This window comes from Micromonospora sp. WMMD754 (assembly GCF_049315235.1).
Taxonomy (GTDB): Bacteria; Actinomycetota; Actinomycetes; order Mycobacteriales; family Micromonosporaceae; genus Micromonospora; species Micromonospora sediminicola.
This window is the reverse complement of the sequence record NZ_CP186058.1, coordinates 5,323,306-5,337,246: the sequence shown is the minus strand read 5'-3', so window position 1 is coordinate 5,337,246 and position 13,941 is coordinate 5,323,306. Positions and strand designations below refer to the sequence as shown.

The window sequence follows — 13,941 nt, the reverse complement described above, 5'->3', positions numbered from 1 at the left end:
CCAATCTCCGACCAGGGTCAGCGTCGGACGGGCCTGGGGTTGTTCCCGGCCGTGCCGGGAGCAGGCGTAGCGTGCCCGGCATGCGCGACTGGCTGATCGGGCTCGGGGTGGCGCTGGCCTGCCTGGTGGTGAGCTGGGCGGTGCTCGTGCTGCTGGCCCGGCGGCTGCCGCCCGGGCCGCTGCGTGACCTGGCCGCGTTCCTGCCCGACTGCGCCACCACGGTGCGGCGGCTGCGCCGGGACCCGAGGGTGCCGCGCCGCGCCCGGATCGCGATCATCGTCGCCGGTGTCTGGGTGGCCAGCCCGATCGACCTGATCCCGGAGTTCCTGCCGGTGATCGGCCCGCTGGACGACGTCGTGGTGGTCGCCCTCGCGCTGCGCTACGCCGGCCGGCAGGTGCCCCGGCAGGTGCTGCTCGACGCGTGGCCGGGCGAACCGCGCCTGCTGCTGCGCCTGCTCGGCGCCCCGGCGGACTGACGGTCAGGTCAGCCGGCGGACGTGCCGGTGCCCGTCGCGGGGGAACGGTGGACGGGCCGGCAGCACCTCGACGAAGGCGTACCCGCTCTTCTCCGCCACCCGGCAGGAGGCCGGGTTGTCGATCTGGTGCAGCAGCTCCAGGCGGGTCAGCCCACCGGCGGCGAACCGGGCGAACGCCCAGCCGGTGACCGCCTCGACCGCCCGGGGCGCGACGCCCCGCCCGCGCGCCGGCGCCGCCGTCCAGTAGCCGACCTCGGCGTCCGGGCGGCCCGGCCGGACCTCCTTGAGCACGATGCAGGCCACCAGCCGCTCCCCCGGCGCGTCCTCCACCACGGCGAAGCTGAACCGGCGGTCGGCGGCCCAGCCCTGCCGGCTGCGGCGCACGTAGTCCCGCGCCTCGGCCGGGGTGGTCACCGGGCGGCTGGTCCAGGCCCGCAGCACCGGGTCCCGGTAGGCCTCGAGCAGCGCGTCGGCGTCGCCGTCCCGCCACGGACGCAGCAGCAGACCGGGCGCGGTGGGGGTGGCGTCGGCGGACAACACGATCGACATCCGGTCAGTATGGCGTCGTCCGGGTGGCGCGCGTCACCCCGCGCGGCGGCCGGAGCAGGACCGTGGCGTCACCGCCGGCGGCGTAGGGTCCGGGCAGGACCGACGGCGGGAGGGCAACATGGTCACGCTCGGTGCGGTGGTGGGGATCGCCCTGGTGGCGCTCGGTCTGGTGCTCACACCCGGGCCCAACATGGTCTACCTGGTGTCCCGGTCGGTCACCCAGGGCCGGCGGGCCGGCCTGGTGTCGCTGCTCGGGGTGGCGGTCGGGTTCGGCGTCTACCTGGCCGCCGCGGTCGCCGGCATCGCCACCGTCTTCGTGCTGGTGCCGCCGCTCTACACGGCCGTGAAGCTGGCCGGCGCGGCCTACCTGCTCTGGTTGGCGTGGCGCACGCTGCGCCCGGGCGGTCGGTCCGCGTTCACCCCGGCGCCGCTGCCGCCGGACCGGCCCCGACGGCTGTTCACCATGGGTCTGGTCACCAACCTGCTGAATCCGAAGATCGCCATCCTCTACGTGTCGCTGCTGCCGCAGTTCGTGGACCCGTCGCGCGGACACGTGGCGGTGCAGAGCCTGCTGCTCGGGCTGACCCAGATCGGCATCGCGCTGACCGTGAACGCGCTGATCGTGCTCAGCGCGGGATCGGTGTCGGCGTTCCTCACCCGCCGGCCGGGCTGGGCCCGCGTCCAGCGTTACGTGATGGGCACCGTGCTGGCCGGGCTCGCGGTGCGCATCGCCGCCGACCGCTCGCGCGCCGCCGTCGCCACCCCCTGAGGCGGTACGCGCGTCAGCGCCGCGCCTCGCGCAGCACCGCCACGCCGCCCGGCGCGAGGGTGAGCACCTCCGCGACCGGCTCGTCGGTGAGCAGCTCGTGTCCGGCGGCCGGCACCCGCTGCGGCCGGTCGGTGTGGTTGAACAGGTACAGGCGGGTGTGGTCGCCGGCGTGTCGGCGTACCGCCTCGACACCCGGTGGCGCCTCGGGGCAGGTGGGGCCGACGCCGGCGCGGCGGGCCACGTCGGTGAGCAGCCGCCGGTAGGTGTCGTCGTCGGGGCGGGTGGAGACGTACCAGGTGTGGGCATCGCCGACCCGGTGCCGGGTCACCGCCGGCCGGCCGTCCAGCACCCCGCCGATGTAGGCGGTGACCGCCTCCGCCCCGGTCAGGTGCACCGTCTCCGACCAGATCCGGCCGATCCCGCCGCTGGTCAGCGGCACCCGTTCGTCGTCGGCGAGCGGGTGGAACTCCTCCACCCGCACCCCGAGCAGGTCCCGGTACGCGCCCGGGTAGCCGCCGGGACGCACGCGGGCGTGCTCGTCGGCGACCCCGCTGAGCCAGGTGACCAGCAGGTGCCCGCCGGCGTGGACGTGGCGGCGGACCCAGTCGACGGTGGCGTCGGAGGCCAGGTAGAGCGCGGGGAGCAGGAGCAGCCGGTGCCCGTCGAGCGGGTCGCCGGGCGTCACCAGGTCGGCGGTGATGCCGGCGTGCCACAGCGCCCGGTGCGCGGCGGCCACCTCGCCCGGGTGGTCGAGGCCGTAGCGGGGCATGCCGGGGTGGCGCAGCGCCCATCCGCTGGCGGCGTCGTGGGCGATCGCGACGCCCGCCGGCACCGCACCGGAGGCGGTGCCGGCGAGCCGGTTGAGCATGGCGCCGAGCCGGGTGACCTCGCGGAACACCCGGGTGTCCTTGCCGACGTGCGACACCACCGCGGAGTGGAACCGTTCCGCGCCGCCGGCCGGCGCGCGCCACTGGAAGAACATCACCCCGCCGGAGCCGCGGGCCACGTGCGCGAGGCTGTGCCGGATCATCCGGCCCGGTTCCTTGGTGTGCATGCGGTGGGCGGTGTGGATCTGGTTCGGCGCGCTCTCCATCAGCAGCCACGGCACGGGCCGGCCGGCCCCGTGGCGGGCCCAGCCGCGCGCGAGGTCGGCGGCGAGCGCGGTCTGCTCCTCGGCGCCCCGGTCGGTGCGGGACGGGTAGTGGTCGACGGCCACCAGGTCCACCTCCCGTGCCCAGCGGGCGTGGTCGACGGGCACCCAGTCGCCGAGCGCGTAGTTGGTGGTGACCGGCACCGCCGGGTTCGCCGCGCGCAGCAGGTCCCGCTGCGCGGTGTACGCGGACAGCAGCGTGTCGGACCAGAACCGGCGGAAGTCGAGCAGCTGCCCGGGGTTGCCCAGGTACTGCGTGGCGCGGGGCGGGGCGACCTGCGCCCAGTCGGTGTAGTGCTGGCCCCAGAAGCTGGTCACCCAGGCGTCGTTGAGCGCGTCGAGGTCGCCGTGCCGGTCGGTGAGCCAGCGGCGGAACGCCGTCTCGACGTGCGCGCAGTGGCAGGTGGTGCCGTACTCGTTGTGCACGTGCCACAGTGCCAGCGCCGGGTGGTGGGCGTACCGGGCGGCCAGCACCTCGGTGATGCTCCGGGCGGCGGTCCGGTAGGCGGGCGCGGCGGCGCAGTAGGTGTCCCGGCTGCCGTGGTGCAGGCGTACCCCGTCGGCGGTGACCGGCAGCGCGTCCGGGTGGGCGAGGGAGAACCAGGGCGGCGGCGAGGCGGTGGGGGTGGCGAGCGCGGCCCGGATGCCGGCGTCGTGCAGCAGGTCCAGCACCCGGTCGAGCCAGTCCAGGGTGTGGCGGCCGGGTGCGGGCTCCAGGCGGGACCAGGCGAACACGCCGACGGTGACGAGGTCGACGCCGGCGGCGCGCATCAGCGCGACGTCCTCGCGCCACACCGCCTGAGGCCACTGCTCCGGGTTCCAGTCGCCGCCGTACCGGAGTCGACCGTCGGCCCACAGTCCTTTAGTTGTCATCCAAGCCAAAGTAAGAACAGGTGAGAGCGAAAGTCAATGCGAGGACTCATTGACAGTTAGTTGTGATCCCAAAGAAACTGGCGGAACCGCCCGTGTCGCCGCGAGGAGACGCCCATGCCGTACCGCCCGCCCCTGGTCCCGTTCGAGACGTTCGTGGCCGACCCGCCCGACCTGCCGGTGCGCGCCCCCGGTGAGGAGGGTGCCGACGACGTGCTGCGGGCCGAGGTGGCCACCACCGACGCGCACGGGGTCACGCTCGCCGCCACCTGCGCCTCCGGCCGCACCGTGGTCGCCCGGGTGGAGGCCGCCGGCCACGGCATCCTGCGGGTACGCCTCGCCGACGACCTCGCCGTGCGCAGCCGCTCGGCGCGGGCGCTGCCCCTGGTCCGGGCCGCCCCGCACCCGGCCGTGGTCAGCGTCGACGACGCGTACGCGCGCGTGGACGCCGGCGCGGTGGTCGCCGAGGTACGCCTCGACCCGTGGGGGCTGCGGTTCCTCACCCCGGACGGCCGGCTGCTGCTGGCCGCCGACACCGGCACCCGGGACATCAGCGGCCGGCGACGCACCCTTCCACTCGGGCGCTCGACCGTGGACGGTGAGCCGGCCGCCTGGCACGAGAGCTTCGTCGCCCCCGGCGACGAGCGGTTCGTCGGCTTCGGGGAGAAGTTCACCCCGCTGGACAAGCGCGGGCAGCGACCGCTGATGTGGAACTTCGACGCCTTCGGCGGCGAGTCCGACCGGTCGCACAAGAACGTGCCGTTCTACCTCTCCGACCGCGGCTACGGGGTGCTCGTCGACAGCGGCCTGCCGGTGCAGTTCGACGTCTGCGCCAGCACCCACAGCAGCGTGCAGGTGCTCGTCCCGGACGACCTGCTCGACTACTACGTGCTGGCCGGCCCCACCCCGGCGCAGGTGCTCGACCGGCTGGACGCGCTGACCGGCCGGCCCTACCTGCCGCCGCGCTGGGCGTTCGGGGCCTGGATCTCCTCCGGCTTCTTCCCGGACAGCCAGCAGCGGGTGCTGGAGCGGGCCCGGCTGATCCGCGAGCGCGACATCCCCTGCGACGTGCTGCACCTGGACTGCTACTGGCAGGTCGCCGGGCGCTGGTCGGAGCTGCGCTGGGACGAGCGGGCCTTCCCCGACCCGGCCGCGATGCTCAAGGACCTGGCCGAGCAGGGGTTCCGGGTGTGCCTGTGGATGAACCCCTACCTGATGACCGACAGCCCGCTCTACGCCGACGCCGAGGCCGCCGGCTACTTCCTGCGCCGCCCGGACGGCGCCACGTACGTCGCCGACACCTGGCACGGCAGCTATCCGGTCTGCGCCATCGTGGACCTCACCAACCCGGCGGCGGTGCGCTGGTTCCAGGGCCTGCTGCGCCCCCTGCTCGCGCAGGGCGTCGCGGTGTTCAAGACCGACTTCGCCGAGGCGGTGCCCGCCGACGCCGTGGCGCACAACGGCATGACCGGCGTCGAGCTGCACAACGTGTACGCGCTGCTGTTCAACGACGCGGTCGCCGACGTCACCGAGGAGGTGGCCGGGCACCGCACGGTCTGGGCGCGCTCGTCGTACCTGGGCGGGCAGCGGCACAGCGCCCAGTGGAGCGGCGACGTCAACGCCACCTGGCCGGGAATGGCCAGCACGCTGCGCGGCGGGCTCTCCCACGGCCTGTCCGGGGTGCCGTTCTGGAGCCATGACACCGGCGGCTTCCACGGCACCCCCGCTGCGGACCTGTACGTGCGCTGGACCCAGTTCGGCGCGCTCTCGCCACTGGTCCGCCTGCACGGCACCACCAGCCGGCTGCCCTGGGACTTCCCGCCCGAGGCGGAACGGCACGCGGTGGCCGCGCTGCGGCTGCGGTACCGGCTGCTGCCGTACCTCTGGTCGGCGGCCGTGGACGCGGCCCGCACCGGCGCGCCGATGCTGCGCGCGCTGCTCGTCGACACCCCGGACGACCCCACCGCCTGGACCACCGACCTGCAGTACCGTCTCGGCCGCGACCTGCTGGTCGCGCCGGTGCTCGACCCGTCCGGGGAACGCGCCGTCTACCTGCCGGCCGGCGACGACTGGCTGGACGCGACCACCGGGGAGGGCCACAGCGGCGGCCGACACCTGCGGGTACGCGTGCCGATCGACCGCCTTCCGCTGTACGTGCGACGCGGGGCGCTGATCCCGGTGACCCCGGCCGCCCCCACCGTCGCCGAGGGGCCGTTCCGCGACGTCACGCTCGTGGCCTGGGGCGGCGCCGACGCCGTCACGGTGGTACGCGACGAGGCCGGCGACACCACGGTCACCGCCAGCCGCGACGGCGACACGTTGCACGTGCGGGTGGACGGTCCGCTGGACGTGCGCGGGGTCTCGGTGGTCGGGGCGGACTCGCCGCGCCGGATCGTGCTCGACGGCGAGACCGTGCCGGCGACCGCGTTCGAGCCGTGGTTCGGGGGCTGACTCCGGCGGTCCGGACCGTCGCCGATTTAGTTTAAGCTGTAGCCGAAACCGGGGCCGGGCGCAGGAGGCGGGCAGTTCGTGATCAGCATCGACCGGCCGTCGCGGACGGCCGACCTGGGCGACGTACGGGTGGCCAACCGGGCCGCGGTGCTGCGGCACGTCCGGCTGCACGCCCCCTGCTCCCGGGCCGACGTCGCCGCCCGCACCGGGCTGAACAAGGCCACCGTCTCCAGCCTGGTCGGCGAGCTGATCGAGCACGGTCTGCTGCGCGAGACCGGGCTGACCGAGAACCGGGTGGGCCGCCCGGCGACCATGCTCGTGCTCGACGGCTCCCGCTACGTCGGGCTCGGCCTGCGCATCGGCGCCGACGAACTGGTCGTGGTCGCCGTCGACCTGGCCGGCGAACGGGTCCTCACCTGGCGACGGGCGTTCGCCACCGCCACCGCCGGCCCGGACGAGACCGTGGCGGCGCTCGCCGCGCTGGCCCGGCGGGCGATCAACCGGGTCACCGGCGCGGGCCGCACCGTGCTGGGGCTCACCGTGGGCGTGCCCGGCCCGGTGGACGGCGACGGCGTGGTGCCGGCGGCGCCGGCACTGGGCTGGCGCAATGTGCCGCTCGCCGCCGCGCTGCGTCGCGCCCTGCGCGACCCGGGTTTCCCGATCGGCGTCGACACCGACGCCAACCTCGCCGTCTCGGCCGAGCTGCGACACGGCCCGTACGCCGGCACGGCCGACCTGGTGCACCTCACCGGCGGGCCGACCGTCGGCGCCGGGGTGGTCAGCGGCGGGCGGCTGCTGCGTGGCGGCCGGGGCTTCGCCGGCGAGATCGGCCACCTGCCGGTGCTGCCGGACGGGCCGGCGTGCGGGTGCGGTCGTCGGGGTTGTCTCGCCGCGCTCGTCGGCGTGGACGCCGTGGTGCGCCGCCTGCTGCCGGACGCCACGCAGGACGGTCCGATCACCGACCACCTGCCGGAGATCGAGCGGATCCAGGTGCTCGCCCGCGCCGGGGACGACCCGGTGCGGACCGGGCTCACCGAGGTCGGCCGGCAGCTCGGGCGGGCGGTCTGCGTCCTGGTCGACCTGCTCGACCCGGAGGTCGTCGTGCTGGGTGGGCACCTGGCCGCGCTCGCGCCGTGGCTGCTGCCGGCCGTCCGCGCCGAACTCGCCGACCGCACCCTGGCGCCGCCGCCGGTGGTCCGGGTCGAGGCCAGCACGCTGGGCTCGGAGGCCAGCGCCCTCGGCGGTGCCACCGCCGCACTGGCCACCGTGGAGGCCGGGCAGCTGCCCGCCGCCTGACCCCTTGACCGCGCCCGCGCGGGGTGCCAACCTCGGGTAACGCCGTCACCGCGACCGGGCAACCCGGTGCCGGCGTGTTTTTCGGCGGTCGTCGAAGCGCTTCACCACTGCTCCGGGCCGACGCCGCCGCCCGACCACCACCCCCTTTCCGCGTGCGCGCCGCCGTCTCCCGGCCCGGTCGTCGAAGCGCTTCGACGACCGGGGTGCCGCACGCTTCCCCGGAGGCGCCCGCCATGACCGATCCCGTCGCACCCCGTCCCGACGACCTGCTGGCCCGGCTCACCCTGCCGGAGAAGCTCGGCCTGCTGCACCAGTGGCAGGCGCCGGTCCCCCGGCTCGGCCTACCGGCGTTCCGCACCGGCACCGAGGCGCTGCACGGGGTGGCCTGGCTCGGCGAGGCCACCGTCTTCCCGCAGGCGATCGGACTGGCGACCAGCTGGAACCCGGACCTGATCCGGGCGGTCGGCGCCGCCGTCGGCGACGAGGTCCGGGCCAAACACCAGGCGGACCCGGGTCGGGTCGGGCTCAACGTGTGGGCGCCGGTGGTCAACCCGCTGCGCGACCCCCGGTGGGGCCGCAACGAGGAGGGCTGGTCCGAGGACCCGTGGTTGACCGGCCGCCTGGCCACCGCCTACGCCCATGGGCTGCGCGGCGACCACCCCACCCGGCTGCGGACCGCGCCGACACTCAAGCACTTCCTCGGCTACAACAACGAGACCGACCGGGCGGTCACCTCCAGCGACCTGCCGCCGCGCGTGCTGCACGAGTACGAGCTGCCGGCGTTCCGCGCCCCGCTGGCCGCCGGGGCGGCGGTGGCCGTGATGGCGTCGTACAACCTGGTCGACGGCGTGCCGGCGCACCTGAGCCCGCTCATCGACGGGGAGTTGCGCGGCTGGGCCGACGACGAGGTGCTGGTGGTCGGCGACGCGGGCGCGGTCGGCAACATCGCCGGCGTGCAGGCGTACCTGCCCGACCACGTCACCGGGTTCGCCGCCGCGCTGCGCGCCGGGATCGACAGCTTCACCGAGGACGACGACGACCCCGGCCCCACGGTGGCCCGGTTCACCGAGGCCCTGGCGCGCGGGCTCGTCACCGAGTCCGACGTGGACCGCGCGGTCCGGCGGATCCTGTCGGTGCGCACGCGCCTGGGCGACCTGGACCCGCCCGGCCACGACCCGTACGCCGGGGTGCCGGCCGACGTGGTGAACTGCCCCGCGCACCGGGAACTCGCCCGGGAGGCCGCCCGCCAGTCGGTCGTGCTGCTGCGCAACGACGGTCTGCTGCCGCTGGCGCCGGACACCCGGGTCGCGGTGCTCGGCCCGCTCGCCGACACCGTGCTCACCGACTGGTACAGCGGCACGCCGCCGTACGCGGTGAGCGCGTACCGGGGGCTGCTCGGCCGGCTGCCCGACGTGCGCACCCACTGCGGCGCGGACCGGATCACGTTGCGCGTCGGCGACCGGGCCGTGCGGTGCGTCGACGGCGCACCGCTGGTCCTCGGCGACGGCGCACCGACGGAGTTCGACGTGGTCGACTGGGGGCAGGGCGTGGTGGCGCTGCGCGTGGCCCACCACGGCCGGTACGTCGGCGCCCAGGACTCCGGCACGCTGGTCGACGACCGTCCGGGCCCGGGCGGCTGGGTGGTCCGGGAGACGTTCCGCCTGCACCACCGGCCCGACGGCAGCGCGCTGCTGCACCACCTGGCCACCGGCCGGCACGTCGGCGTCGACCCGGAGGGCCGCCTGCGCGTCGACACCGGCGACCCGGCCGGGTTCACCGTCGACCTGGTCGTCGACGGCGCCGCCGAGGCCGCCGCGCTGGCCGCCGCCGCCGACGTGGCGCTGGTGGTGCTCGGCAACCATCCGATGGTCAACGGGCGGGAGACCGAGGACCGGGCCGATCTGGCGTTGCCGTCCGGCCAGCAGGACCTGCTGCGCGCCGTGCGGGCGGCGAACCCGCGTACCGTGCTGGTGCTGACCAGCAGCTACCCGTACGCGGTGGGCGGGGCGCGGGAGCAACCGCCGGCGGTGCTGTGGAGCGCCCACGGTGGACAGGAACACGGCAACGGGCTGGCCGACGTACTGCTCGGCGCCGCCGACCCGGGCGGCCGGCTCACCCAGACCTGGTACGCCGACACCGCCGAGCTGCCCGACCTGCTCGACTACGACGTCATCGGCGCCGACGCCACCTACCTCTACCACCGGGGTGAGCCGCTGTACCCGTTCGGGCACGGGCTCAGCTATGCCGCGTTCGACTACGCTGACCTCCGGCTGAGCACCGCCACGGCGCACGCCGGCGAGGAGGTGGAGGTGAGCGTCGAGGTCACCAACACGGGCCGCCACCCGGGCACCGAGGTGGTGCAGCTCTACACCCGGCAGCGTCGTTCCCGGGTCAAGCAGCCGCTGCGGCAGCTGCGCGACTTCGCCCGGGTCACCCTCGACCCGGGGTGCGCGGCCCGGGTGACGCTGCGGCTGCGTACCGCCGATCTGGCCTGGTGGGACGAGAACCGCGCCGCGACGGTGGTGGAGGACGCCGTCCACTCGGTGCTGGTCGGCCGGTCCGCCCGGGACGTGCGGCTGGTCGGCGCGCTCGCCGTCACCGGCGGCGACGCCGCGCCGGTGACCACCGACGGGCGGTCGGGGGCCGCCCGGTGACCGGCCGGGTCGCCGGTGACCAGGTCACCATCGCCGACGTGGCCCGCCACGCCGGGGTCGCCGCCAGCACCGTGTCGTACGTGCTCAGCGGCAAGCGCGCCATCTCGGCGACCACCCGGGGCCGGGTGCTGGCCAGTGTCCGCGCGCTGGGCTACCACCCCAACGCCGGGGCGCGGGCGCTGGCCAGCCGCCGGGCCAACGTGATCGCCCTGGTGCTGCCGCTGCGCACCGGCATGCAGGTGCCGGTGGTGATGCGGTTCGCCACCGCGGTGGTCACCACCGCCCGCCGCCACGACCACGACGTGCTGCTGGTGACCGCCGACGAGGGGCCGGCCGGGCTGCACCGGATCGCCGGCAGCGCGCTGGTCGACGGCGTCCTGCTGATGGACGTGGAGCTGGAGGACTCCCGGGTGCCGCTGCTGCGGGAGCTGGCGCTGCCCGGCGTGCTGATCGGCCACCCGACCGACAGCAGCGGGCTGGCCTGCGTGGACCTGGACTTCCGGCGGGCCGGGGAGCTGTGCGTGGAGCACCTGGCCGGCGCGGGGCACCGGCGGATCGCGTTGCTCGGCGCGCCGGCCGCCGTCTACGACCGGGGCACCGGCTTCGCCCACCGGACCCGGGCCGGGGTGCTGGCCGCCGCCGACCGGCTCGGCGTCGACGCGGTGGCCCGGCCCTGCGAGGAGGGCCCGGCGGCGGTCCGGCGGGACCTGGAGGCGCTGCTGGCCGACCACCCCGACGTCACCGGGCTGGTGGTGCAGAACGAGTCGGCCGTCGGGCCGGTGCTGTCGGCGTTGCCGCTGCTGGGCCGGCGGGTGCCGCGGGACGTCTCGGTGGTCGCGGTGTGCCCCGACGAGCTGGCCGAGCAGTCCGGGCTGACCGGCGTGCCGGTGCCCGCCGAGGAGGTCGGCCGGCAGGCGGTGACGCTGCTGATGCGGCGGCTGCGCGACGAGCCGGTGCCGGAGGTGACCCTGCTGGAACCGCGGCTGACCGTGCGCGACACCAGCGGCCGGCCCGGTCGGTGAGGACCGGTCAGAGGCTGTCCGGGCGGCGCAGCGCCGGATGGTGCTCGCCCGGGGCCGCGTACCAGGGCGAGGCGTCGTCGGCGAGCGCGGTGCCGATCCGCAGCCGCGACCAGTCGTCCAGGTCGGGCAGCGCGTCCGGGGCGAACCAGGCCACCGCCAGGGACTCGTCACCGTCGGCGGTGGCGGTCCCGCCCACGGCCCGGCAGCGGAACCAGACGTTGAGGTATTCGCAGGCGTCGCCGTTGGGATAGACCACCGGGCGGGTGGCCACGCCGGCCAGCCGCTCGATCGCCACCTCGACGCCGGTCTCCTCGCGTACCTCGCGCACCAGCGCGTCGGCGGGCTGCTCGCCCGGGTCCACGGTGCCGGCGGGCACCGACCAGCGGCCGTTGTCCCCTCGTCGGGCCAGCAGCACCCGCCCCGCGTCGTCGGTCACCACACCGCTGACCCCGTAGAGCATGAGCAGGTCGTGGCCGACGTGCCGGCGCAGCCGGGCGATGTAGGGCGACACGGGCATGGCGAGCAGGCTACCCGCGCGCCTGGCGGTGCCGCCGCACCATCCCGGCGGCCAGCGCCGCGCCGTCCAGGTCACCGGCGGCGACGCGCCCGGCGACGGTCCGCCGCACCAGCCGGTCGGCCAGCGCCGGCGCGTGCCGGGCCAGCGCCAGCTCGACCCGGCCGCGTCGGGTGGTGGCCACGTCGCGGGGCGCGCGCCGGGCGGCGGCGGCGCGCAGGATCGCCGCGACCACTCCCTCGACCGGCTCGGGCCGGGACACCCCGCTCAGCGACAGCCCGGCCGCGACGGTGCTGTCGTGGATCGGGGAGGCGACCATGCTGGGGTAGACGACGCTGACCCCGACGTGCGTGCCGACCTCGTGGCGCAGCGCGTCGGCGTACGCGACCAGGGCCCGCTTGCTCACCCCGTACGCGGCCGCGAGGGGCAGCGGCAGCACCGCCATCCGGCTGGCCACGAAGATCACCCGGCCGCGGGCGGCCTCCAGCGCCGGCATCGCCGCGGCCGTGGTCCGCCAGGCGGCGAGCAGGTTCACCTCCAACTGCCGGCGCACCACCTCGTCCGGGGCCAGCTCGGCGGGGGCGGGACCGCCGACGCCGGCGTTGTTGAGCAGCAGGTCCAGCCCGCCGAGCCGGTCGACGGCGGCGGCCACCGCGGCCGGCGTCGCCGCCGCGTCGGTCAGGTCGACCCCGAGCACCGGCGGCGTCGCGTCGGCGTCGGCGTGCAGGTCCAGGCCGACCACGTGCGCGCCGGCGTCGGTCAGCGCGGCGCCCAAGCGCCGGCCGAACGTGCCGTGCGCGCCGGTGACCAGCACCCGCCGCCCGGCGAGCGCGCTCACCGGGCCGCTCCGGCCCGCCGGCGGCCGGCGGCCAGTTCCCGGCGCAGCTCGGCCAGGTACGCGTCGAAGTCCACCCGCATGTGCGGCCGGCGCTGTCCCCAGCGGGCGGTGGCGGCGCGCAGCTCGGCGCGGCAGGCGGCGGCCTGGCGGTCCGGCTCCGGCGGCGCCCAGGTGCCGGCCAGCCGGGCGGCGACGAGCCGGGCCTGCGCCTCGACCAGTGGGAACGCCGCGCCGGTGGACTGCATGAGCCCGACGAACGCCAGGCCGGGGGCGTCCAGGTGGAACACGTGCCGGTACAGCGGCAGTCGGTCGGCGCCGTCGCCGAGCAGCGCCGGGTCGAGGAACGGCACCTCCACCCGGTAGCCGGTGCACCAGAGCACCAGGTCCACCTCGTCGACCCGGCCGTCGGTGAACTCGACCCGGTCGCCGGCGAAGCGGGCGATGCCGGGACGGGCCTGCACGTCGCCGTGGGTGAGCCGGGACAGCAGCGTGTCGGAGAGCGTCGGGTGGTCCTGGAGGAAGCCGTGCTCCGGGGCGGGCAGCCCGTAGCGGGCGGGCGGGCCGACGGTGGCGCTGAGCATGCTCTGGCTGATCCGCTGGCGCAGCCGCCAGGGCAGCCGGCGGGCCAGCGCCCCGTTGAGCGTGTCCGACGGGCGGCCGAGCAGATACTTGGGCACCACCCAGACGCCCCGGCGCAGCGACAGCAACGTCCGGGTGGCGGCGTACGAGGCGTCGACGGCGATGTCCATGGCGGAGTTGCCGCCGCCGACCACCAGGACCCGCCGGCCGGCGAGCTGCTCGGGTCCCCGGTAGTCGTGGCTGTGCATCTGCTGCGCGGCGCACTCGCCGGGATAGGGCGCGGGCCGGTTCGGCACCCGGTTGTGCCCGTTGGCGACCACGACCGCCTCGACGTCGACGGTCACCGGGCCGTCCGGGCCGGTGGCGTGCACCCGCCAGCCGTCGCCGGCGGCGGTGACCCGGTCGACGGTGTGCCGCAGCCGCACCGCGTCGCGCAGGCCGAACCGGTCGGCGTAGTCGCCGAGGTAGCCGGCGACGCGGGTGTGGTCGGGGTAGTCGGGCCAGTCGCCGGGCATCGGGTGGTCGGCGAACTCGGTGCGCCCCCGGCTGGTGTTCAGGTGCAGCGTCCGGTACGCCGGCGAGCCGGGCGCGCCGTAGACCCACAGGCCGCCGAGGGTGTCCGCGGTCTCGAACGCGACCGCCGGCACGCCGGCGTCGCCGAGCGCCTTGAGCGTGGCCAGTCCGGCCGCTCCGGCGCCGACGACCGCGACCCGGGGTGGTGCCGACATGCCCGCCTCCTTTTATCCAACGACTGCTGGATAATCCCCGGTGGG

General features: G+C 76.1%; 11 protein-coding genes. 6 read left to right on the top strand and 5 right to left on the bottom strand.

All coding sequences use genetic code 11. From position 1 onward, the window contains the following. Nucleotides 1-80 precede the first annotated feature (80 nt). Nucleotides 81-476: a YkvA family protein gene (locus tag ACN27B_RS24945; RefSeq protein ID WP_091574460.1), complete on the top strand. Its 396-nt coding sequence runs from the start codon at nucleotides 81-83 to the stop codon at nucleotides 474-476. A gap of 3 nt (nucleotides 477-479) precedes the next feature. Here ACN27B_RS24945 and ACN27B_RS24940 read toward each other — a convergent pair whose 3' ends face one another. Next, complete coding sequence (locus tag ACN27B_RS24940; protein WP_422741683.1) at nucleotides 480-1,025, bottom strand: GNAT family N-acetyltransferase; 546 nt, start codon at nucleotides 1,023-1,025, stop codon at nucleotides 480-482. A 118-nt stretch (nucleotides 1,026-1,143) separates the two neighbouring features. Here ACN27B_RS24940 and ACN27B_RS24935 point away from each other — a divergent pair, with 118 nt between their 5' ends. Next, complete coding sequence (locus tag ACN27B_RS24935; RefSeq protein ID WP_091574462.1) at nucleotides 1,144-1,794, top strand: LysE family translocator; 651 nt, start codon at nucleotides 1,144-1,146, stop codon at nucleotides 1,792-1,794. 13 nt (nucleotides 1,795-1,807) lie between these two features. Here the strand turns inward: ACN27B_RS24935 and ACN27B_RS24930 are convergent, their stop codons facing one another. Then, nucleotides 1,808-3,817 (bottom strand): beta-galactosidase, encoded by a 2,010-nt coding sequence (locus tag ACN27B_RS24930; protein WP_422741682.1) that lies wholly within the window; start codon nucleotides 3,815-3,817, stop codon nucleotides 1,808-1,810. Between the two features lie 114 nt (nucleotides 3,818-3,931). On the opposite strand from ACN27B_RS24930, the gene ACN27B_RS24925 reads away from it, so the two are divergent. The 4 genes from ACN27B_RS24925 (at nucleotide 3,932) to ACN27B_RS24910 (ending at nucleotide 11,237) form a co-directional block, all read left to right on the top strand. Further along, nucleotides 3,932-6,265, top strand: a complete 2,334-nt coding sequence (locus ACN27B_RS24925; protein WP_422741681.1) for a TIM-barrel domain-containing protein — start codon at nucleotides 3,932-3,934, stop codon at nucleotides 6,263-6,265. A gap of 78 nt (nucleotides 6,266-6,343) precedes the next feature. Continuing rightward, the gene (locus tag ACN27B_RS24920) at nucleotides 6,344-7,561 is read left to right on the top strand and encodes an ROK family transcriptional regulator (protein WP_099160992.1); all 1,218 of its coding nucleotides are present in this window, start codon (nucleotides 6,344-6,346) and stop codon (nucleotides 7,559-7,561) included. A gap of 233 nt (nucleotides 7,562-7,794) precedes the next feature. Then, nucleotides 7,795-10,215 (top strand): glycoside hydrolase family 3 C-terminal domain-containing protein, encoded by a 2,421-nt coding sequence (locus tag ACN27B_RS24915; protein WP_422741680.1) that lies wholly within the window; start codon nucleotides 7,795-7,797, stop codon nucleotides 10,213-10,215. Further along, nucleotides 10,212-11,237, top strand: a complete 1,026-nt coding sequence (locus tag ACN27B_RS24910) for a LacI family DNA-binding transcriptional regulator (RefSeq protein ID WP_357961307.1) — start codon at nucleotides 10,212-10,214, stop codon at nucleotides 11,235-11,237. The genes ACN27B_RS24915 and ACN27B_RS24910 overlap by 4 nt, the downstream gene beginning before the upstream one ends. Before the next feature lie 7 nt (nucleotides 11,238-11,244). Here ACN27B_RS24910 and ACN27B_RS24905 read toward each other — a convergent pair whose 3' ends face one another. From ACN27B_RS24905 to ACN27B_RS24895, 3 genes are read right to left on the bottom strand one after another with little or no spacing between them, the layout of a single operon-like run. Then, nucleotides 11,245-11,754, bottom strand: a complete 510-nt coding sequence (locus ACN27B_RS24905; protein WP_422741679.1) for an NUDIX hydrolase — start codon at nucleotides 11,752-11,754, stop codon at nucleotides 11,245-11,247. A 10-nt stretch (nucleotides 11,755-11,764) separates the two neighbouring features. After that, nucleotides 11,765-12,589 carry an SDR family NAD(P)-dependent oxidoreductase gene (locus ACN27B_RS24900; RefSeq protein WP_422741678.1) on the bottom strand — a complete coding sequence of 275 codons (825 nt, stop codon included), beginning with the start codon at nucleotides 12,587-12,589 and terminating at the stop codon, nucleotides 11,765-11,767. Continuing rightward, entirely contained in the window at nucleotides 12,586-13,896 is a 1,311-nt protein-coding gene (locus ACN27B_RS24895) for a flavin-containing monooxygenase (protein WP_422741677.1), read from the bottom strand. The genes ACN27B_RS24900 and ACN27B_RS24895 overlap by 4 nt, the downstream gene beginning before the upstream one ends. Nucleotides 13,897-13,941 lie beyond the last annotated feature (45 nt).

Bases quoted from the DNA above. Each gene is read 5' to 3' on its own strand.
- ACN27B_RS24935 (WP_091574462.1), top strand. From the start codon at position 1,144: ATGGTCACGCTCGGTGCGGTGGTGGGGATCGCCCTGGTGGCGCTCGGT.
- ACN27B_RS24925 (WP_422741681.1), top strand. From the start codon at position 3,932: ATGCCGTACCGCCCGCCCCTGGTCCCGTTCGAGACGTTCGTGGCCGAC.
- ACN27B_RS24905 (WP_422741679.1), bottom strand. From the start codon at position 11,754: ATGCCCGTGTCGCCCTACATCGCCCGGCTGCGCCGGCACGTCGGCCAC.
- ACN27B_RS24915 (WP_422741680.1), top strand. From the start codon at position 7,795: ATGACCGATCCCGTCGCACCCCGTCCCGACGACCTGCTGGCCCGGCTC.
- ACN27B_RS24930 (WP_422741682.1), bottom strand. From the start codon at position 3,817: ATGACAACTAAAGGACTGTGGGCCGACGGTCGACTCCGGTACGGCGGC.
- ACN27B_RS24945 (WP_091574460.1), top strand. From the start codon at position 81: ATGCGCGACTGGCTGATCGGGCTCGGGGTGGCGCTGGCCTGCCTGGTG.
- ACN27B_RS24895 (WP_422741677.1), bottom strand. From the start codon at position 13,896: ATGTCGGCACCACCCCGGGTCGCGGTCGTCGGCGCCGGAGCGGCCGGA.
- ACN27B_RS24940 (WP_422741683.1), bottom strand. From the start codon at position 1,025: ATGTCGATCGTGTTGTCCGCCGACGCCACCCCCACCGCGCCCGGTCTG.